The organism is Allopontixanthobacter confluentis (assembly GCF_009827615.1).
In the GTDB taxonomy this organism is placed as follows: domain Bacteria; phylum Pseudomonadota; class Alphaproteobacteria; order Sphingomonadales; family Sphingomonadaceae; genus Allopontixanthobacter; species Allopontixanthobacter confluentis.
This window is the reverse complement of sequence record NZ_WTYU01000002.1, coordinates 936105-952518: the sequence shown is the minus strand read 5'-3', so window position 1 is coordinate 952518 and position 16414 is coordinate 936105. Positions and strand designations below refer to the sequence as shown.

The window sequence follows — 16414 nt, the reverse complement described above, 5'->3', positions numbered from 1 at the left end:
CCATTCGCGCCCAACAGGACATTTCAGACCATGAGCATGGCAGAAAGCCACAAGAAACTGGAACGCAACGTCACGCTGCTGGCGGTGGGGGCATTTGTTGCCGTTGCCATCGGCGGGATTGTTGAAATCGCGCCGCTGTTCTGGATCGACAATACGATCGAGAAAGTGGATGGGATGCGCCCCTACACCCCGCTGGAACAGGCCGGGCGGGACATCTACGTGCGTGAAGGCTGCTATAGCTGCCACAGCCAGATGATCCGCCCGTTCCGCGATGAAGTGGAACGCTATGGCCATTACAGCCTGGCTGCGGAATCCATGTATGACCACCCGTTCCAGTGGGGCTCGAAACGCACCGGACCTGACCTTGCGCGGGTGGGCGGGCGCTATTCCGATGACTGGCATGTCCAGCATCTGAAGAACCCGCAGTCCGTGGTCCCGGAAAGTGTGATGCCGTCTTACGGTTTTCTGTCGACAACAGACCTGCAGGTTGCCGATGCTGCCGCGCAATTGCGCGCGCTCAGCCATGTGGGCGTGCCATATGGCAGGGATGAAATCGCCAATGCGAAGGCCGATCTTGCGGCGCAGGCCAACCCTGAAAAGGACGGCGTGGGCCTGATGGCGCGATACCCCAAGGCGCAAATCCGCGATTTTGACGGCAATCCCGGCAAGCTGACCGAAATGGATGCGCTGGTCGCTTATCTGCAGATGCTGGGCACGCTGGTGGATGTAAGCAGCGCTGCCGCCCAGGAAGAACTGGCAACGGAAAAGGGCCGGTGATGGATTACAACACCCTTCGCCATCTGGCTGACAGCTGGGGGCTGCTGGCCATGCTGGCCATCTTCCTCTCCCTATGTGCCTGGCCCTTCCGCCCCGGCGCCCGCACCCGCAACAATGACGCGGCGAAGCTGATTTTCAAGGATGATAATGATGGCTGAAAAACGGATCGATCCGCCGACCGGCACCGAAACCGTCGGCCATGAATGGGACGGTATCGAGGAACTCGACACTCCCATGCCGCGCTGGTGGGTGTGGACCTTCATTGCCTGCGTCATCTTCGCCATCGGCTATGTCGCGGTCTACCCTGCCATCCCGATGGCCGAAAAGGCGACCACCGGCACGCTTGGCTGGTCCAGCCGGGGGCAATTGTCGGCAGAAATGCAGGCGGAAAAAGGCAGGCGCGCGCCGATGCTGACGGCCCTGTCACGCATACCGATCGAGCGCCTGCCGCAAGACAGCGCGCTGATGCAGCAGGCCGTTGCTGGCGGGCGGGCCGCATTTCAGGTCAATTGTGTGCAGTGCCACGGTTCGGGCGCGGCAGGTTCAGGCGGCTACCCCAATCTCAATGATGACGACTGGCTGTGGGGCGGCGATCTGAAAGCCATCGAATATACGCTGGTCCACGGTATCCGGCATCCCGGTGATGTTGCCACGCGCACCAGCATGATGCCGGCTTTCGACGGCATCCTGTCACCGGCAGAAATTGGGCAGGTGACAGGCCATGTCCTGTCGCTGACGGGCAAGGCGGCGGCCAATCCGTCTGGTGCGGCGATATTCGCCACCAATTGCGCATCGTGCCACGGCCAGAATGGCAAGGGAAGCCGCGCATTCGGCGCGCCCAACCTTGCCGATGCCATCTGGCTTTATGGCAGCAGCGAACAGGAAATCAGGCGCCAGATCCTCGCCCCGCGTCACGGGGTGATGCCGGCGTGGCAGGGGCGGCTTGACCCGGTCACGATCAGGATGCTGGCAGCCTATGTCCATTCTCTGGGCGGCGGCGAAGACTTCGTGGAGGTCGCCGAAGACCCGGCGGTACAGGTTGATGAACAACCCTGATCCTTTAGGCCTTGATTGGACCAACCTGTCAGCCCCCCCACCACCAGAAGGCGCGCCGCCAGAAGTGCCGCAAAAGTTCTTCGAAAAGCGCAAAGCTGTCCATCCGCAGCGAATTGACGGCCCGTTCCGCCGGTTCAAATGGCTGGTGATGCTGGTCACGCTGGGCATTTATTATGTGACCCCGTGGATCCGCTGGGACCGCGGCCCTTACGCGCCCGATCAGGCCGTTCTGGTCGATCTGGCGCATCGCCGGTTCTATATGTTCGGCATCGAAATCTGGCCGCACGAATTCTATTTCGTGGCCGGATTGCTGATCATGGCGGGTATTGGCCTGTTTCTGGTCACCAGCGCGGTGGGCCGTGCGTGGTGCGGATATTCCTGCCCGCAAACCGTCTGGACCGATGTGTTCCAGCATGTCGACCGCTTCGTGGATGGTGACCGCAATGCACGGATGCGGCTGGACAAGGCGCCATGGGGCCCATCCAAAATTGCCCGCCGCGCCTTTAAATGGACGATATATCTGGTCATCAGTTTCTGGACCGGCGGCGCATGGATCATGTATTTTGCAGATGCCCCCACATTGACGGCGGATTTCTGGACCGGCCAGGCAGCGCCGGTTGCCTATATTACCGTTGCCATCCTGACTGCGACGACTTTCGTGCTCGGCGGGTTCATGCGCGAACAGGTGTGCATTTACATGTGCCCATGGCCGCGCATCCAGGCAGCAATGCTGGACGAAAAATCGCTGCTGGTCACTTACAAGGACTGGCGCGGCGAACCGCGCGGCAGCGTCAAGAAGTCAGCGAAAAACCCTGATAATTTCGGTGACTGTATCGATTGCAATCAATGTGTTGCGGTCTGCCCGACCGGTATTGATATTCGTGAGGGGCCGCAAATCGGCTGCATTACCTGCGCCTTGTGTATTGATGCCTGCGACAGGGTGATGAAGGAAGTGGGCCGTCCGCGCGGCCTGATCGATTATGCCACGCTGGAAGACTGCACGCGCGAAGCGGCGGGCGAAACGCCGCGCCCGGTGTGGCAGACATTGCTGCGTCCGCGTACGCTTGTTTATTTCAGCATCTGGGCAGGCATCGGTTTGGGCCTGATGTTTGCGCTTGGCACACGCAGCCGCACCGATCTGACAGTGGCGGCGGACCGCAACCCGCCTTTCATGCTGATGAGCGATGGTTCGCCGCGCAATGCCTTCACGCTGAAGCTGCGCAATATGCAAAACCGCCAGCGCCGGATGGAAGTATCGCTTTCCGGTCTGCCGGGCGGCGTGGTATGGAATGACAGGATGGCGCGCACAGATGCCGCCCGGTCCATGACATTGACTGTCGCTGCCGACAGCACGCAGGCACTGCGAACATATGTTCTGGCACCGCCCGGCACCGCGCCGCAGGTTTTCGCCTTTGTGCTCAGGTCACTTGACGCTGAAGGCGAAAGCGCACGCAGTGAAACCCGCTTTGCCGCCCCGGGAGAAGCACGATGACCAGACATTTCACCGGACGCCATATGGCCGCTATTCTCGTCGCTGGCTTTGGCATCGTGGTTGCGGTCAATTTCACCATGGCCCGTTACGCCGTGTCCACCTTCGGCGGGATCGTGGTCGAAAATTCCTATGTCGCCAGCCAGAATTACAATGGCTGGCTGGACAAGGCGCAGGCACAGGAAGCTCTGGGTTGGGAGGCCGGCGTCACCCGCAGGGCTGATAACCGCATTGTCGTGGACACCGGCAATATTCCGGCAGGCGCACATATCATCGGCGCCGCGCGCCATCCGCTGGGCCGCGAAGCCGACCGCACCCTCACCTTCACGCCCGCATCGGACCACCGGCAGATTTCCGCTGAAACCCTGAAACCGGGTCGGTGGACCGTGCGCCTGCGCATCACCGCTGATGGCAAGGTGTGGCGCGGGGAAAGCGCCCTTCGATGAACACCCTTGCACCCACCCTGGCAGACCTGCCTGCACCAGGCGCACAGCCGACCACGGACAGCCGTTTCACTGTGCCGTCCATCCATTGCGCCGGGTGCATCGGCAAGATTGAACGGGGCCTTGGCGCTGTGCCCGGCGTGGCCGCCGTGCGGGTGAATTTTTCGGCAAAACGCGTGGCCGTGAGCCATACCGACCAGATTGATGACGATCAGTTGATCGAGGAACTGCACCGGCTGGGCTTTGACGCGGAACGCGCGGCGCAAAACCCGCTGGCGCGCGATGAGGCCAGTTCCCGCCGCCTGCTGCGCGCATTGGCCGTGGCCGGCTTTGGCATGATGAACATCATGCTGCTGTCGGTCAGCGTGTGGTCCGGTGCGGGCAGCGTGACGCGGGATATGTTCCATTGGCTGTCGGCGCTGATCGCAATCCCCGTCATTGCCTATGCGGGCAGGCCGTTCTTCGCTTCTGCGGTGATGGCGCTGCGGTACCGCACCACCAATATGGATGTGCCCATTTCCATCGGTGTTCTGCTGGCCACTGCGCTGAGTATCTATGAAACGCTGATTGGCGGCCAGCATGCGTATTTCGATGGAGCGGTGATGCTGCTGTTCTTCCTGTTGGCCGGGCGGGTGTTGGATGCGACCATGCGCAACCGCGCGCGGTCCGGCATCGAGGCGTTGCTGGGCCGCATGGGCCGCGGCGCAACCATCGTGGATGCTGACGGGCGGACACAGTGGGTGGATGCACAGGACTTGCGGCAGGGCATGGTCATGCTGGTCACTGCGGGGGAGGCATTGGCAGCAGATGGCACTATCATCAGCGGCAGCAGCCAGTTCGACAATGCCATGCTGACCGGCGAAAGCGCGCCGGAACGGGTCAATGCAGGCGATGTCGTTCATGCCGGCACGATGAACCTCACCAGCCCGGTACAGGTTAAAATCACAGCCACCGGCGATGAAACGACCATTGCTGAAATCGCCCGCCTGATGGACGAGGCAGGCCAGTCACGCTCGCAATATGTCCGCATCGCAGACCGTGCCGCACGGCTGTATGCGCCCGCTGTGCATACGCTGGCGCTGGCCAGCTTTGTCGGCTGGATGATCGCGGGCGCGGGCTTGCACCAGTCGCTGACCATTGCCATTGCCGTGCTGATCATCACCTGCCCCTGCGCGCTTGGCCTGGCAGTGCCTGCCGCACAGGTCATCGCTGCCAGCGCGCTGATGAAACGCGGCCTGCTGATCAAGGATGGCAGCGCGCTGGAACGGCTGGCCGAAGTGGATGTGGCGCTGTTCGACAAGACCGGAACGCTGACACTGGGCGAGCCGCGGCCGGAAAATCTGGACCGTCTGACGGACGAGCAACGCAGCATCGCACTGGCACTGGCGCAATCCAGCCGCCACCCGCTCAGCAAGGGCATCGCGGCTTCCCTGCGCGTGATGGCAGTGCCGCCAGCGCCGATGGAGAATATCGAGGAGACGCCGGGCACTGGCGTGTCGGGCATGTGGGGGACTGTGCCTGCCAGCTTCGCGCGTTCGTGCGATGAAAGCGCCGGACTGGCGACCGATCTTGTGATCGGGGACAAGCGGATCACACTGACCTTTGCCGATCCGCTGCGCAGCGACGCGGCCGATGCGCTGGCGGCCCTTCGCAGTCTGGGCATCCAGAGCGAGATCCTGTCTGGCGACCGTGCTGCTGCGGTGCGCCAAGTGGCAGACACGCTTGACGTAAAAGCGGCAGGCGGGCTGACGCCGGCTGAAAAGCTGGCCGATCTTGAACGCCGGAAAGCTCAGGGCCAGCGCGTGCTGATGGTGGGTGACGGGCTGAACGATGGCCCCGCCCTTGCCGCTGCCCACGCGTCCATCGCGCCCAGCACCGCCAGCGATGCCAGCCAGCAGGCGGCAGATGCGGTGTTTGTGGGCACGGAATTGATGCCGGTTGCATGGGCAGTGCGCGTGGCCCGCCGGACCATGCAGATCGTGCGGCAGAACTTCGGCCTTGCCATTGGCTACAATATTCTGGCGGTTCCGCTGGCGCTGGCAGGGCTGGTGACGCCAATGGTAGCCGCCATTGCCATGTCCGCCAGTTCGCTGGTGGTAGTGGGCAATTCCATGCGTTTGATGCGGGCTGCGAAATGACCGGGCTGGCCGTCCTCATCCCGCTTGCCTTGTGCATGGGCGCATTGGGGCTGGCCGCATGTTTCTGGGCCATGAAAAGCGGCCAGTATGATGATCTGGACGGCGCTGCCCACCGCGTGCTGCTGGATGACGAGGATCTGGAATAGGCTGACGCTAGCTCGGCGCCTGCCCGGGCCTGTCTGCCCCAACTTTGTCAGGCCGCAATTTTTCGAGCACGAATTGCGGCACTTTCTTGCCTTTTGTGCGGCTGGTCAGATGATAATGGAAACACCTGTCACACCGATAGGGCCGGAGCGGATATTCAGCCCGCCCGGCCACTATCAAGGCATCTTCCATGGCGATGAAACGCGCCTTTCTGCGGCAGACACTCAGCCGGGTGCGCTTCATGCTTATCCGCCTGCCTAGCTGGTGAACCGTTCGCCGGCATCGGCCTTGCGGCGCAGGTAATCGCTCACCGGAAGGCCATGTTTCTCCAGCCCTTCGACGATGGTCTTGAGGCCGATAGTGTCCGCCCAGAACATCGGCCCGCCTGTGTAAAGCGGCCAGCCATAACCGTTGATCCACACCACATCGATGTCACTGGCGCGCTGGGCCATTCCTTCATCGAGGATGAGCGCCCCTTCATTGACCATGGGGTAAAGCAGCCGTTCGAGAATTTCCTGCTTGGAAATTGCCCGCTGCTGCGCGCCTTCGCGGCCTGCAAAGTCCGCGATGATGGACTTGGTTTCCTCAGAAGGGGTGCGGCTGCGCGATGCGTCATAATCATAATAGCCCTTGCCCGCTTTCTGGCCAAACCTGCCAGCGGCACACAATGCCTCGCGCACGTTCTCAATCCGCGTGGGATCGCGGTGCCAGCCGATATCCGTGCCGGCAAGGTCGGCCATCTGAAACGGGCCCATGGGGAAGCCGAAATCGATAAGGACATCATCAATTTCCCAGTAATTGGCCCCTTCCATGATCATCGCATTGGCCTGCTGCTGGCGCGGGCTGAGCATGCGGTTGCCGATGAAGCCGGGGCAGACGCCAGATACAACCGCAATCTTACCGATTTTCTTGGCCAGTTTCATCGATGTCAGCAGCACATCGTCGCGCGTTTCTGCGCCCCGCACAATTTCCAGCAGTTTCATGATGTTGGCGGGCGAGAAGAAGTGCAGGCCCAGCACATATCCGGGCCGCGTCGTCGCCTGCGCAATTTCATCCACATTGAGATAGCTGGTGTTGGAAGCGAGGATTGCGCCCTGTTTTACCACGCTGTCCAGCTTGGCGAATACTTCCTTTTTCACGTCCATATTCTCGAACACAGCTTCGATCACCAGATCGCAATCCGCCAGATCGGCATAATCGAGGCTGGTGGAAAGATTGCCCATCGCCTGTTGAACCTGTTCCGGCTTCATCCGGCCTTTCTTCGCCGTATTGTCGTAATTTTTGGCAATGGTGGCCGTGCCGCGGTCCAGTGCTTCCTGCTGCATTTCCAGAATGGTGACGGGAATGCCGGCCGACAGGAAATTCATGGCGATGCCGCCGCCCATGGTGCCAGCGCCAATGATACCCACTTTCCGGATGTCGATCAGCGGCGTGTCAGCAAGAATATCGTCAATCTTGTTGGCGGCCCGTTCGGCAAAGAAATAGTGGCGCATGGCGGCTGATTGCGTGCCGCCCATCAGGCCCATGAACAGTTCGCGTTCCTTTTTCACGCCTTCTGCATAGGGCAATTCGCCAGCCGCCTTCACCGCCGCAATGGCCGCCTGCGGCGCATCGAAACCATGCAGCTTGCGGCCGTTTTTCTGACGGAATTCGTCAAAGATCGCAGGGTTGCGGACCCCGTCCCGATTGGCTGTGCCTTCTGAACTGCGTGGCACCGGCTTGCCGATCTGTTCCCGCGCGAATGCAATGGCATCGGCTTCAAGGCTGTCTTCGCCGACAATCTTGTCTACCAGCCCGATCGCCAGGGCCTGTTTTGCGCTGATGGGATTGCCGCCAACCACCAGCGGCAGGGCAGCTTCTGCGCCCACCAGCCGCGGCAAACGCTGCGTGCCGGCAGCGCCGGGAATAAGGCCCAGCTTCACTTCGGGCAGGCCCAATTTGGCAGAGGGCACAGCCACGCGGTAATGGCAGGCCAGCGCCACTTCGCAGCCGCCGCCCAGCGCGGTGCCATGAATGGCTGCCACCACCGGCTTGTTGCTGGCTTCCATCTTGTCCAGCGTTTCAGGCAGGTTGGGCCCGACCGGCGGTTTACCGAATTCGGTAATGTCCGCGCCGGCAAAGAATGTCCGCCCATCGCAGCGGATGACCACGGCTTCGATGCTGTCATCGGCCAGTGCTTCTTCAATACCCTGTGCCAGCCCCGCACGCACGGCCTGCCCCAGCGCGTTCACCGGCGGATTGTTGGATATGATCACCAGGACATTGTCGTGGCGCTGGGTGGTTATGGGGCCGAAAATGGGAGATGTCATCTGGGCGTTCCTCTGTTTCAAACGTAGCTTTGGTCGACAGCTGAATAGATCAGCGTCTTCAACTGGCGGCGGATCGGGTAAATGCTGGACGGGTAGACCTGCGTCATGAAAACCATGGTGATCTGTTCCACCGGATCGACAAAGAATGCCGTGGAATAGGCCCCGCCCCAGTAAAATTCGCCCTTGCTGGAAGGGATCAGCGTGCGCGCCGGATCAATCACCGTCGCAAAGCCGAGGCCAAAACCGGTTCCCGCATTATTCGCTTCGGAAAACAGGCTTTGCGAAATTTCCGTCAGGTCTTTGCCGCCGGGCAGGTGATTGGCTGTCATCAGCGCCAGCGTCTTGGGCGAGATGATCCGTGCCCCGTCCAGCTTGCCGCCGTTCAGCAGCATGGAGGTGAAGCGGTGATAATCGGCAATCGTGCCGATCAACCCGCCGCCGCCGCTATCGAACTTGCCATCTGCATTAAGGCGGCTGTCCGGCCCGCGGTCGATCATGCGCGGCTTTGCGCCCGGCACATATTGATAGGCATCCACCAGCCTGTCGGCCTGCCCATCGGCAACGCCAAAACCTGTATCCACCATGCCCAGCGGCCCGAAGATATGCTGCTGGAAATACGCGCCCAGCCGCATGCCGGACAAACGTTCAACCGCGATGCCCAGCACATCTGTCGAAACGGAATAGTTCCACCGTTCACCCGGCGAAAATTCCAGCGGCAGCCGCGCCAGTGCGGCCAGATATTCATCGGAATCGTGGTGCTGGCGGGCAACGTCCAGCGATGCATCACGGTATGCCGCATCCACATTGGTCCGGTTCTGGAGACCGTATGTAAGGCCCGACATATGGGTCAGCAGGTCAACAAAGCGGATCGGCGCAGCCGGGCGTGTGGGCGCAAAGCCGACCTGCCCGCCGCCGCCTGTATAAATGCCGACATCCGCCAGTTCCGGCAGGACGCTGCCGATCGGGTCTTCTATCGCCACCTTGCATTGTTCCACCAGCTGCATGAAGGCAATTGACGTGACCGGCTTGGTCATCGAAGCAATGCGAAACAGCGCATCATCGCGCATGGGCGCGCCATCTTCGCGGGCGTTGCCCATGCTGCAATAATGCACCGGCTGGCCATTGCGCGCCACCAGCAGCTGCGCCATCGGTAGCCTGCCGCTATCCAGATAGACCTTGCGCAGGAACGGCTCGATCCGCGAGAGGCGGTCGGCATCAAAGCCCAGCTTTGCAGGATCGGCGACGTCGAACATACAGTCTCTCCCCGGCAGCATCGGTCCCGCCATCTGGCTTGGATTTGGCGTGCTGCCATTATTGTCTGGCAGGGGCTAGAACATAGGCCGCTGCCAGAAAAGGGCTAAGTTGCCCTTTGCAACCGGAACTGGGCGGCAATTACGCGGTGGCCGCGGGTGATATGCCTGCATGATGCCTGCATCTGGCGTGTATTTGGCGTGCATATGCGTGGCGCTTTGCCTGCCTGCCGCTTGAACAACACTTGCAAGGTGCGAATTTCTGACCCTACTAAGGCGCACATGAAAGACGCCAAAGCATGGCGCGAAAAACACCATCAAACCCATGCCGGAAGAGGGCTGCATACATGTCGCATCAACACGGGGCGCATAAACACGGGGCGCATAAACACGGGGCCCATCAATCTGCATCGGACCTGGCCAGTGCCATCGGCTGGACAGCGCCTGCTGGCTGGCCCGCCCGCAGCATCGGTGAATGCAAGGCCATGCTTACAGCGCCGGGCCAGCGGTTTGAAATGGCCAGCGCGGACATTGGCGGCGTCCCCACCCGCATCTGGAAAAACGCGCCTCACAGCTTGCGCGATATTGCCGCAACGGGCCGCTCACACGGGCAGCGGGAATTTCTGATCTATGAGGATGAACGCGTCACCTATGATGCGTGGCATCGCGCAACGGCGGCACTGGCGCACGAGTTGGTCGCGCGCGGCATTGGCAAGGGGGACCGGGTGGCGCTGGCGATGCGCAATTTGCCCGAATGGCCAGTGGCATTTTTTGCCGCCACCACCATCGGCGCTATCTGCGTGCCGCTCAACGCATGGTGGACGGGGCCGGAACTGGCCTATGGCCTGTCTGATTCCGGCGCGCGCCTGCTGATCTGCGATGACGAACGGTGGGACAGGATCGTGCCGCATCTGGGCATGTGTCCGGCAGTCGAAGGTGCCCTTATCTCTCGCATACCCAATGTTTCGCGCACAAATGGCCTGACCGGCATTGCCGAAAGGCTGGATGATATCATCGGATCGCCGCCATCCTATGCCCGCCTGCCAGCCCGCGAATTGCCAGATGCGGAGGTTGCACCTGATGATGCAGCGACCATTTTCTACACCAGCGGCACCACCGGCAATCCCAAGGGGGCGCTGGGTTCGCATCGCAACCTTGCCAGCAACATCATGGCTTCTGCCTATAATGCCGCCGTGGCTGTTCTGCGGCGGGGGGAAGACCTGCCCGGTCCGGCGCATAAAACGGGCCTGACAGTCATCCCGCTGTTCCATGTCACGGCCTGTTCGGCGGGGCTGATGGGCAGCATCTGGGCTGGCAACACCCTCATCTTCATGCACCGCTGGGACACGGTAAAGGCGTTCGAGATCATCGAGCGTGAAAAGGTGAATACTACCGGCGGCGTGCCAACCATTGCGTGGCAGATGATCGAACATCCGGCCCGCGAAAACCATGATCTGTCATCGCTGGAAGTCATATCCTATGGCGGCGCGCCTGCCGCGCCTGAACTGGTCCGCAAGATTTACGAAACCTTCGGCGCATTGCCCGGCAATGGCTGGGGCATGACGGAAACCATGGCAACTGTAACCGGCCATCTGAGCGAAGATTATCTCAACCGCCCCACCAGTTGCGGGCCGCCCGTTGCGGTAAGCGATATCCGCATCATGGATGAAACAGGCACGCAGGAAATGCCGGTGGGCGAAGTGGGCGAATTATGGGCGCGCGGCCCGCAGATCGTCAAAGGATACTGGAACAAGCCTGATGCCACGGCCGAGACATTCGTGAACGGCTGGGTCCGCACGGGTGATCTGGCCTGCGTGGATGAAGAAGGGTTCTGCACCATTGTGGACCGGGCCAAGGACATGATCATCCGCGGCGGGGAAAACATCTACTCGTCCGAGGTGGAAAATGTGCTGTATGACCATCCGGCAGTGACCGATGCCGCGCTGGTGGGCCTGCCGCACCGCACATTGGGCGAAGAACCGGCAGCCGTGGTGCATCTGGCGCCCGGCACCAGTGCGACGCAGGCTGAATTGCAGGAATGGGTGGCAGCACGCATTGCCAAGTTCAAAGTGCCGGTGCGGGTGGTTTTTTCAGAAGATACATTGCCCCGGAATGCCAATGGCAAAATATTGAAGCGCGATCTCTACGCGCTGTTCGAGGCCGAGCCGGGGTCATAGGCACATCGGCATCACGAACCGGCCCATGACCGGCTTGCCAGTCAGCTAGCGCGTGATCACGTCGCGTGACATGGGGGCAAGTTTGGCCAGCAGGCGGTTCTGGGCGGCAAATGGCACATCATGTTCGCGCATTGCCTGTTGCAGGTTTTCCACCAGCGCATTCATATCCGCCATCCTGACGCCCATGGCGGCGTGGGCGGCGGCCATATCGCGGCCGGTGTAATCGCAGCCAGCGGCCAGCAGATAGCAGAATTGTTCAGCCAATGTCCGCTTTAGCCGCACCGTATCATGCGCTATGAAAATGGCCGCGATGCGCGGGTCGTTTTCTGACAGTTCCACCGTGCGGGCAGCGATCATGCGGATGCCTTCGCGCCCGCCGAAATGGGCCGCGATGGCGGCATCATCCATCGGCGCGGCGCCGGCATTGTCATGCGATTGCGGGTATTCAGCCACCGGAATTTCGCCTGTCTGCGGGTCACGGGCCTGTTCTTCCACCCCGAATTCCTTGTCCCAATCAACCGGCTCGGCGCTATCGGGCGGGCTTTGCTGCATCATGGCAAGAGCGAAAATTACGGAAAACATGTCGGTTGTCCTAAAATGCCAGCTGCGCTGACAAGAATGCGCCGCGCTGATCTTCAAACGTGGCGATGGAACCCAGGTCGGCATAGGCTGCGGTCAGGGTCAGATTATCGGTGACAGCATAGGCTGCGAACAGATCCATCCAGTCATCTTCGCCCAGCCCCAGCCGGTCAGGCTTGCTGCGAAATTCAGCGCCCAGCACTGCGCGGCGGGACAATTGATACGCGGCTGATCCTTCAAACTCTATGGCGTAATCATGCCGCGTGCCGCTGCCGAAACCCAAAAGGCCGGTCTGGTTGGCAGCGGTATAGCGGGCCGTGGCAGATAGCAGCATGCTGCGAGATAACAGCAGCTTGCTTGCACTCACCACAAAATCCGTCCCGTTGGCGCTCGCTGCCCCTACAGCGCGGGTAACAGCGCCGTCCAGATTGCGTTTATGCTGCACGCCGATGCTGATTTGCGGCATCAGCGGATCGCCATACACAAGGTCGCCTGCCACGCGCAGTTTTGCGCCGAACACATCCTGATTAAGAGTGTAACCGCGCCCCAGGCCCAGCGCCGCGCCAACATTGCGGGTGTCAAAATTCTGCCGCGCATAGGAAAGCTCGACCCGGTTTGCGATGCCTATGGCAATGCCGTGGCTTTGCCAGCCATAATCCGGCAATTCAATGATGGTGGCATGGCCTGTCACACCGAAGCCGCGGTCTGTTTCCAGCCCGCCGATGGTGGCCCATGTGGCAATGCCGCCGCCGCTGGACCCTTCGATGCTGCTGGTTGCATTGGTCAGCACCAGCTTGCCGCCAGGCAGAAAATCGCTATCCTGTGCAGCAGTTTGCACAGGGCAGATTGCCACAGCGATTGTCAGTGCGGCAGGGGTAAGAAATGCTTTCATGCAGCGCATCTGCCGCCGCTTGGTTAAATTGCTGATAATGAATGCGCCCCGTTTCGCAATCATCTGCACGCAGCCGTTTGTTAAGAGTTTGCCGGTAGCGGCATCGCCCTAGTGAAAAAATTCGTTGCGCCCCTCGCCCCGCTCGCCCCTCTTGCCATTCTTGCCATGGCCTTACCGGCGGCAACGTCGCTCGCTGCAGGTGGGGCAGATGTGCGCATCCAGCTGGTGGATGCGCGCGGCGTGCCGGTGCGCGATGCGGTGGTGGAAATTAGCCCTGCCAGCGGCCCCAACGCTTCCTTCCGTTTCCCCGGACGCGCGGCGATGGCGCAAAAGGACCTGCAATTCACGCCCGGCACATTGGTTGTGGCCAAGGGCAGTGCGGTGGTTTTTCCCAACCTCGACCGGGTTCGGCACAGCATCTACAGTTTTTCCAGGATCGCCCGGTTCGAATTTGATCTTTACGGACGCGACCAGACCCGCAGCCGCGCCTTCCCGATTACCGGTTCTGTCGCGCTTGGTTGCAAGATACACGATGACATGCGCGGCTATATCCGTGTGGTCGATACGCCATTTGCGGGCAAGACGGACCATAATGGCATAATGACAGTGTCAGGTGTGCCGGGCGGCATGGCCAAGGTAACGCTGTGGCACCCCCGCTTGCGTGCGCCGGGCAATGAAACCGTCAGCACGGTGTCTGTCACCGGCAATCTGTCCCGCAAATTTACCGTCACGCTGAAATGATCGGCGCTTTGCACCGGGTAAAGGGGCTGCGCTTTGGCACGTTGCGGCTGCGCATTGCAGTGCTGTATGCCAGCCTGTTTGCCGCCGTTATCGCCGTGCTGATGGTGATTGTCGGCCAGGCAATTGCGCGTTTTGGCGAGAACAATGCCACACGCGATCTGGCTGCCAATGCGCGTGTGTTCGAGGAAATACTGGACCTTCGTGCGCGCCAGATGCGCAGTGCTTCCGACGTGCTATCGCGCGATTTCGGCTTTCGTGAAGCTGTCGCCACCAATGATCGGGCCACCATTGCCAGCGCGCTCGACAGTCTGCGCGACCGGTCCCGCAGCAGCGCCGCATTCGTGGTGGGGTATGACGGGTCGGTTATCGGCTCGACAGGCGACGTGCTGCCCGATGGCAACAGCCTCTGGGGTCCGCTGGATCAAGGGGTAGAATATGGCGTCATCCGCCTTGGCAATGATGTCGCGCTGGCCGCTGCATCACCGGTGGAGGTTCCCGATCTGGTCGGCTGGCTGGTGGTCACCCAGCCGCTGGACCAGACGGCAATGGACCGTCTGGTAAAACTGGCGGCGGTGGATCTGGCCGCACAGGTCGTGCGCAAGGGGGATACGCCGCCAGCCCTGCTTTCTGCGCCGCTGGGCCGTGTGTTTGAACGCAGCGAAGGCGACCGTTTCCTGTACCGCATTTCAGCCCTGCCAGCGCTGCAGGACAGGCTGGACCCACGCCTTATCCTGCGCCATTCCCTCAGCGGATCGTTGGCCGAATATGCCAGCCTGAAATGGCTGCTGGCGTTGCTGGCAGTGGCAGGCCTGTGCCTAGTCATCGCCCTGAGCTGGAAAGTATCGCTTTCCATCACCGCGCCTCTGCGCAAGCTGGATGAAGCCACGCGCCTGATCGGCGAAGGGCGCCAGGTGGAAGTCACAGTCAGGACTGACGATGAAATTGGCCGTCTGGCCAGCAGTTTCAACGCCATGATCAAGGCCATCGACGAACGCGAGAAACGCATTGTCCATGTCGGCCTGCATGACGGGCTGACCAACCTGCCCAACCGCAAGCTGTTCGTCGAACAGCTGTCGCAGGCACTCGCCCGCCGCAAAGCCGACGATCGCCTGATGGTGATCTATATCGACCTTGATGATTTCAAGGTGGTCAACGACACGCTGGGCCATCCGGCAGGCGATACGCTGCTGCGCAATGTGGCCGGCCACCTTATCGCAGAATTGCCCGAAGCGACCATTGCCCGCCTCGGCGGTGATGAATTTGCCATTCTGATCGACGGTGTGGATTGCGATGCCAGTCTGGCGGGCATCGCGCGGCGGGTGCAGGCCTGTTTCATGCGTCATGTCACCATCGACGGGCAAGTGGCCGATTGTTCGGCCAGCCTTGGCATCGCCGTCGCGCCCGGTGATGGCGATGATGGCAATATATTGATGAAACACGCCGACCTGGCACTCTACCGCGCCAAGCGGGACGGCAAATCAGGCCATCATTTCTTCGAGCCATCGCTGGATGAACAGGCACGTTTGCGGCGCCAGATGGAACTGGATTTGCGGCGCGCCATTGGCGAGGGTGAATTTGAGCTCTATTTCCAGCCCCTTTACAGCCTGACCGAAGAAAAGCTCAAAGGGTTCGAAGCGCTGATCCGGTGGCAGCATCCGGAACGCGGCCAGATCAGCCCGCTTGAATTCATTCCGCTGGCCGAAGAAACAGGGCTGATCCACCCCATTGGCGAATGGGTGCTGAGAGAAGCATGCCATCAGGCCAGCATGTGGGAAACTGACCTGTCGGTCGCGGTCAATGTCTCGCCCAAACAGTTTGCGTCTCCCGGTCTGGCGGGCAAAATCCTCAGCGCCATTGCCTCCTCCGGCATCTCGGCTGACCGGCTGGAACTGGAAATTACCGAGAGCGTATTTATCGCCAATGTCGAAAAGACCATGGCAACGCTTTACAGCCTGCGCGGACTGGGCGTGAAGATTGCGCTGGATGATTTCGGCACTGGCTATTCCTCCCTCAGCTATCTGCGATCTTTCCCGTTCGACAAGGTCAAGATCGACCGGTCTTTCGTGACTGATCTTGCCAATGGCGGCAACGGCCATGCCATCATCCGCGCCATCACCACCCTGGCAGATGCGCTGGGCATGGAAACGCTGGCCGAAGGGGTTGAGGAAATTGAACAGCTCGACATCCTGCGGCGCGAAGGCTGCCGCAATGTGCAGGGCTTCCTGCTGAGCAAACCGATGTCCGCACAGGATGTGCGGACATGGGTGCTAGGTGATGAACAGGGCAAATTGCTGACCAGAGTTGCCTGACAGCAGCGAGTCAGTCCTGTCCGCTAGACCGCGCGATTGCCCGCGGGTCGCGGCATTTTGCAAAGCGCGACAAGAGGGCCCAATTCAGGTCTCGGTTGACCGGCTTTTGG

The 16414-nt window shown here is 60.9% G+C and carries 15 protein-coding genes; 10 read left to right on the top strand and 5 right to left on the bottom strand.

Annotation, left to right across the window (positions count from 1 at the left end):
* Nucleotides 1-30: 30 nt before the first annotated feature.
* The 7 genes from ccoO to ccoS are packed head-to-tail and all read left to right on the top strand — an operon-like array spanning nucleotide 31 to nucleotide 6049.
* Nucleotides 31-777 (top strand): cytochrome-c oxidase, cbb3-type subunit II, encoded by a 747-nt coding sequence (gene ccoO / locus GRI44_RS12900; RefSeq protein WP_160602145.1) that lies wholly within the window; start codon nucleotides 31-33, stop codon nucleotides 775-777.
* Nucleotides 777-935 (top strand): cbb3-type cytochrome oxidase subunit 3, encoded by a 159-nt coding sequence (locus tag GRI44_RS12895; protein ID WP_160602144.1) that lies wholly within the window; start codon nucleotides 777-779, stop codon nucleotides 933-935. Before ccoO ends, GRI44_RS12895 begins: the two co-directional genes overlap by 1 nt.
* The gene (ccoP, locus tag GRI44_RS12890; protein ID WP_160602143.1) at nucleotides 925-1833 is read left to right on the top strand and encodes a cytochrome-c oxidase, cbb3-type subunit III; all 909 of its coding nucleotides are present in this window, start codon (nucleotides 925-927) and stop codon (nucleotides 1831-1833) included. The genes GRI44_RS12895 and ccoP overlap by 11 nt, the downstream gene beginning before the upstream one ends.
* A complete protein-coding gene (ccoG, locus tag GRI44_RS12885) occupies nucleotides 1820-3325 on the top strand; it encodes a cytochrome c oxidase accessory protein CcoG (RefSeq protein WP_160602142.1) in 1506 nt (501 codons plus the stop codon). The genes ccoP and ccoG overlap by 14 nt, the downstream gene beginning before the upstream one ends.
* Nucleotides 3322-3768, top strand: a complete 447-nt coding sequence (locus GRI44_RS12880) for a FixH family protein (protein ID WP_160602141.1) — start codon at nucleotides 3322-3324, stop codon at nucleotides 3766-3768. The genes ccoG and GRI44_RS12880 overlap by 4 nt, the downstream gene beginning before the upstream one ends.
* Nucleotides 3765-5903: a heavy metal translocating P-type ATPase gene (locus GRI44_RS12875; protein ID WP_160602140.1), complete on the top strand. Its 2139-nt coding sequence runs from the start codon at nucleotides 3765-3767 to the stop codon at nucleotides 5901-5903. The genes GRI44_RS12880 and GRI44_RS12875 overlap by 4 nt, the downstream gene beginning before the upstream one ends.
* The gene (gene ccoS, locus GRI44_RS12870) at nucleotides 5900-6049 is read left to right on the top strand and encodes a cbb3-type cytochrome oxidase assembly protein CcoS (protein ID WP_160602139.1); all 150 of its coding nucleotides are present in this window, start codon (nucleotides 5900-5902) and stop codon (nucleotides 6047-6049) included. The genes GRI44_RS12875 and ccoS overlap by 4 nt, the downstream gene beginning before the upstream one ends.
* Nucleotides 6050-6056: 7 nt before the next feature.
* Here the strand turns inward: ccoS and GRI44_RS12865 are convergent, their stop codons facing one another.
* Genes GRI44_RS12865 through GRI44_RS12855 form a run of 3 tightly spaced genes read right to left on the bottom strand, consistent with a single transcriptional unit; the run spans nucleotide 6057 to nucleotide 9609 of the window.
* The gene (locus tag GRI44_RS12865; RefSeq protein WP_160602138.1) at nucleotides 6057-6290 is read right to left on the bottom strand and encodes a hypothetical protein; all 234 of its coding nucleotides are present in this window, start codon (nucleotides 6288-6290) and stop codon (nucleotides 6057-6059) included.
* A 14-nt stretch (nucleotides 6291-6304) separates the two neighbouring features.
* Complete coding sequence (locus GRI44_RS12860) at nucleotides 6305-8356, bottom strand: 3-hydroxyacyl-CoA dehydrogenase NAD-binding domain-containing protein (protein WP_160602137.1); 2052 nt, start codon at nucleotides 8354-8356, stop codon at nucleotides 6305-6307.
* A 17-nt stretch (nucleotides 8357-8373) separates the two neighbouring features.
* Nucleotides 8374-9609 (bottom strand): serine hydrolase domain-containing protein, encoded by a 1236-nt coding sequence (locus GRI44_RS12855; RefSeq protein WP_160602136.1) that lies wholly within the window; start codon nucleotides 9607-9609, stop codon nucleotides 8374-8376.
* A 482-nt stretch (nucleotides 9610-10091) separates the two neighbouring features.
* Here GRI44_RS12855 and GRI44_RS12850 point away from each other — a divergent pair, with 482 nt between their 5' ends.
* Complete coding sequence (locus GRI44_RS12850; protein WP_408609208.1) at nucleotides 10092-11783, top strand: class I adenylate-forming enzyme family protein; 1692 nt, start codon at nucleotides 10092-10094, stop codon at nucleotides 11781-11783.
* Nucleotides 11784-11828: 45 nt separating this feature from the next.
* On the opposite strand, the gene GRI44_RS12845 is transcribed toward GRI44_RS12850, so the two are convergent.
* Both GRI44_RS12845 and GRI44_RS12840 read right to left on the bottom strand, forming a co-directional pair.
* A complete protein-coding gene (locus tag GRI44_RS12845; protein ID WP_160602134.1) occupies nucleotides 11829-12365 on the bottom strand; it encodes a group I truncated hemoglobin in 537 nt (178 codons plus the stop codon).
* Nucleotides 12366-12375: 10 nt separating this feature from the next.
* Nucleotides 12376-13254 (bottom strand): DUF3034 family protein, encoded by an 879-nt coding sequence (locus GRI44_RS12840; protein ID WP_160602133.1) that lies wholly within the window; start codon nucleotides 13252-13254, stop codon nucleotides 12376-12378.
* A 111-nt stretch (nucleotides 13255-13365) separates the two neighbouring features.
* On the opposite strand from GRI44_RS12840, the gene GRI44_RS12835 reads away from it, so the two are divergent.
* Nucleotides 13366-13995, top strand: coding sequence for a cupredoxin domain-containing protein (locus tag GRI44_RS12835; RefSeq protein WP_160602132.1), 630 nt, complete (start codon nucleotides 13366-13368; stop codon nucleotides 13993-13995).
* The gene (locus GRI44_RS12830; protein WP_160602131.1) at nucleotides 13992-16304 is read left to right on the top strand and encodes a putative bifunctional diguanylate cyclase/phosphodiesterase; all 2313 of its coding nucleotides are present in this window, start codon (nucleotides 13992-13994) and stop codon (nucleotides 16302-16304) included. The genes GRI44_RS12835 and GRI44_RS12830 overlap by 4 nt, the downstream gene beginning before the upstream one ends.
* The last annotated feature ends 110 nt before the right edge of the window (nucleotides 16305-16414 follow it).

Excerpts from the sequence above, each read along its gene's own strand:
- GRI44_RS12840 (WP_160602133.1), bottom strand. The coding sequence starts at position 13,254 with ATGAAAGCATTTCTTACCCCTGCCGCACTGACAATCGCTGTGGCAATC.
- ccoO (WP_160602145.1), top strand. The coding sequence starts at position 31 with ATGAGCATGGCAGAAAGCCACAAGAAACTGGAACGCAACGTCACGCTG.
- GRI44_RS12895 (WP_160602144.1), top strand. The coding sequence starts at position 777 with ATGGATTACAACACCCTTCGCCATCTGGCTGACAGCTGGGGGCTGCTG.
- GRI44_RS12875 (WP_160602140.1), top strand. The coding sequence starts at position 3,765 with ATGAACACCCTTGCACCCACCCTGGCAGACCTGCCTGCACCAGGCGCA.
- GRI44_RS12860 (WP_160602137.1), bottom strand. The coding sequence starts at position 8,356 with ATGACATCTCCCATTTTCGGCCCCATAACCACCCAGCGCCACGACAAT.
- GRI44_RS12850 (WP_408609208.1), top strand. The coding sequence starts at position 10,092 with ATGCTTACAGCGCCGGGCCAGCGGTTTGAAATGGCCAGCGCGGACATT.
- ccoS (WP_160602139.1), top strand. The coding sequence starts at position 5,900 with ATGACCGGGCTGGCCGTCCTCATCCCGCTTGCCTTGTGCATGGGCGCA.
- GRI44_RS12880 (WP_160602141.1), top strand. The coding sequence starts at position 3,322 with ATGACCAGACATTTCACCGGACGCCATATGGCCGCTATTCTCGTCGCT.
- GRI44_RS12855 (WP_160602136.1), bottom strand. The coding sequence starts at position 9,609 with ATGTTCGACGTCGCCGATCCTGCAAAGCTGGGCTTTGATGCCGACCGC.
- ccoP (WP_160602143.1), top strand. The coding sequence starts at position 925 with ATGATGGCTGAAAAACGGATCGATCCGCCGACCGGCACCGAAACCGTC.
- GRI44_RS12830 (WP_160602131.1), top strand. The coding sequence starts at position 13,992 with ATGATCGGCGCTTTGCACCGGGTAAAGGGGCTGCGCTTTGGCACGTTG.
- GRI44_RS12865 (WP_160602138.1), bottom strand. The coding sequence starts at position 6,290 with ATGAAGCGCACCCGGCTGAGTGTCTGCCGCAGAAAGGCGCGTTTCATC.
- GRI44_RS12845 (WP_160602134.1), bottom strand. The coding sequence starts at position 12,365 with ATGTTTTCCGTAATTTTCGCTCTTGCCATGATGCAGCAAAGCCCGCCC.
- ccoG (WP_160602142.1), top strand. The coding sequence starts at position 1,820 with ATGAACAACCCTGATCCTTTAGGCCTTGATTGGACCAACCTGTCAGCC.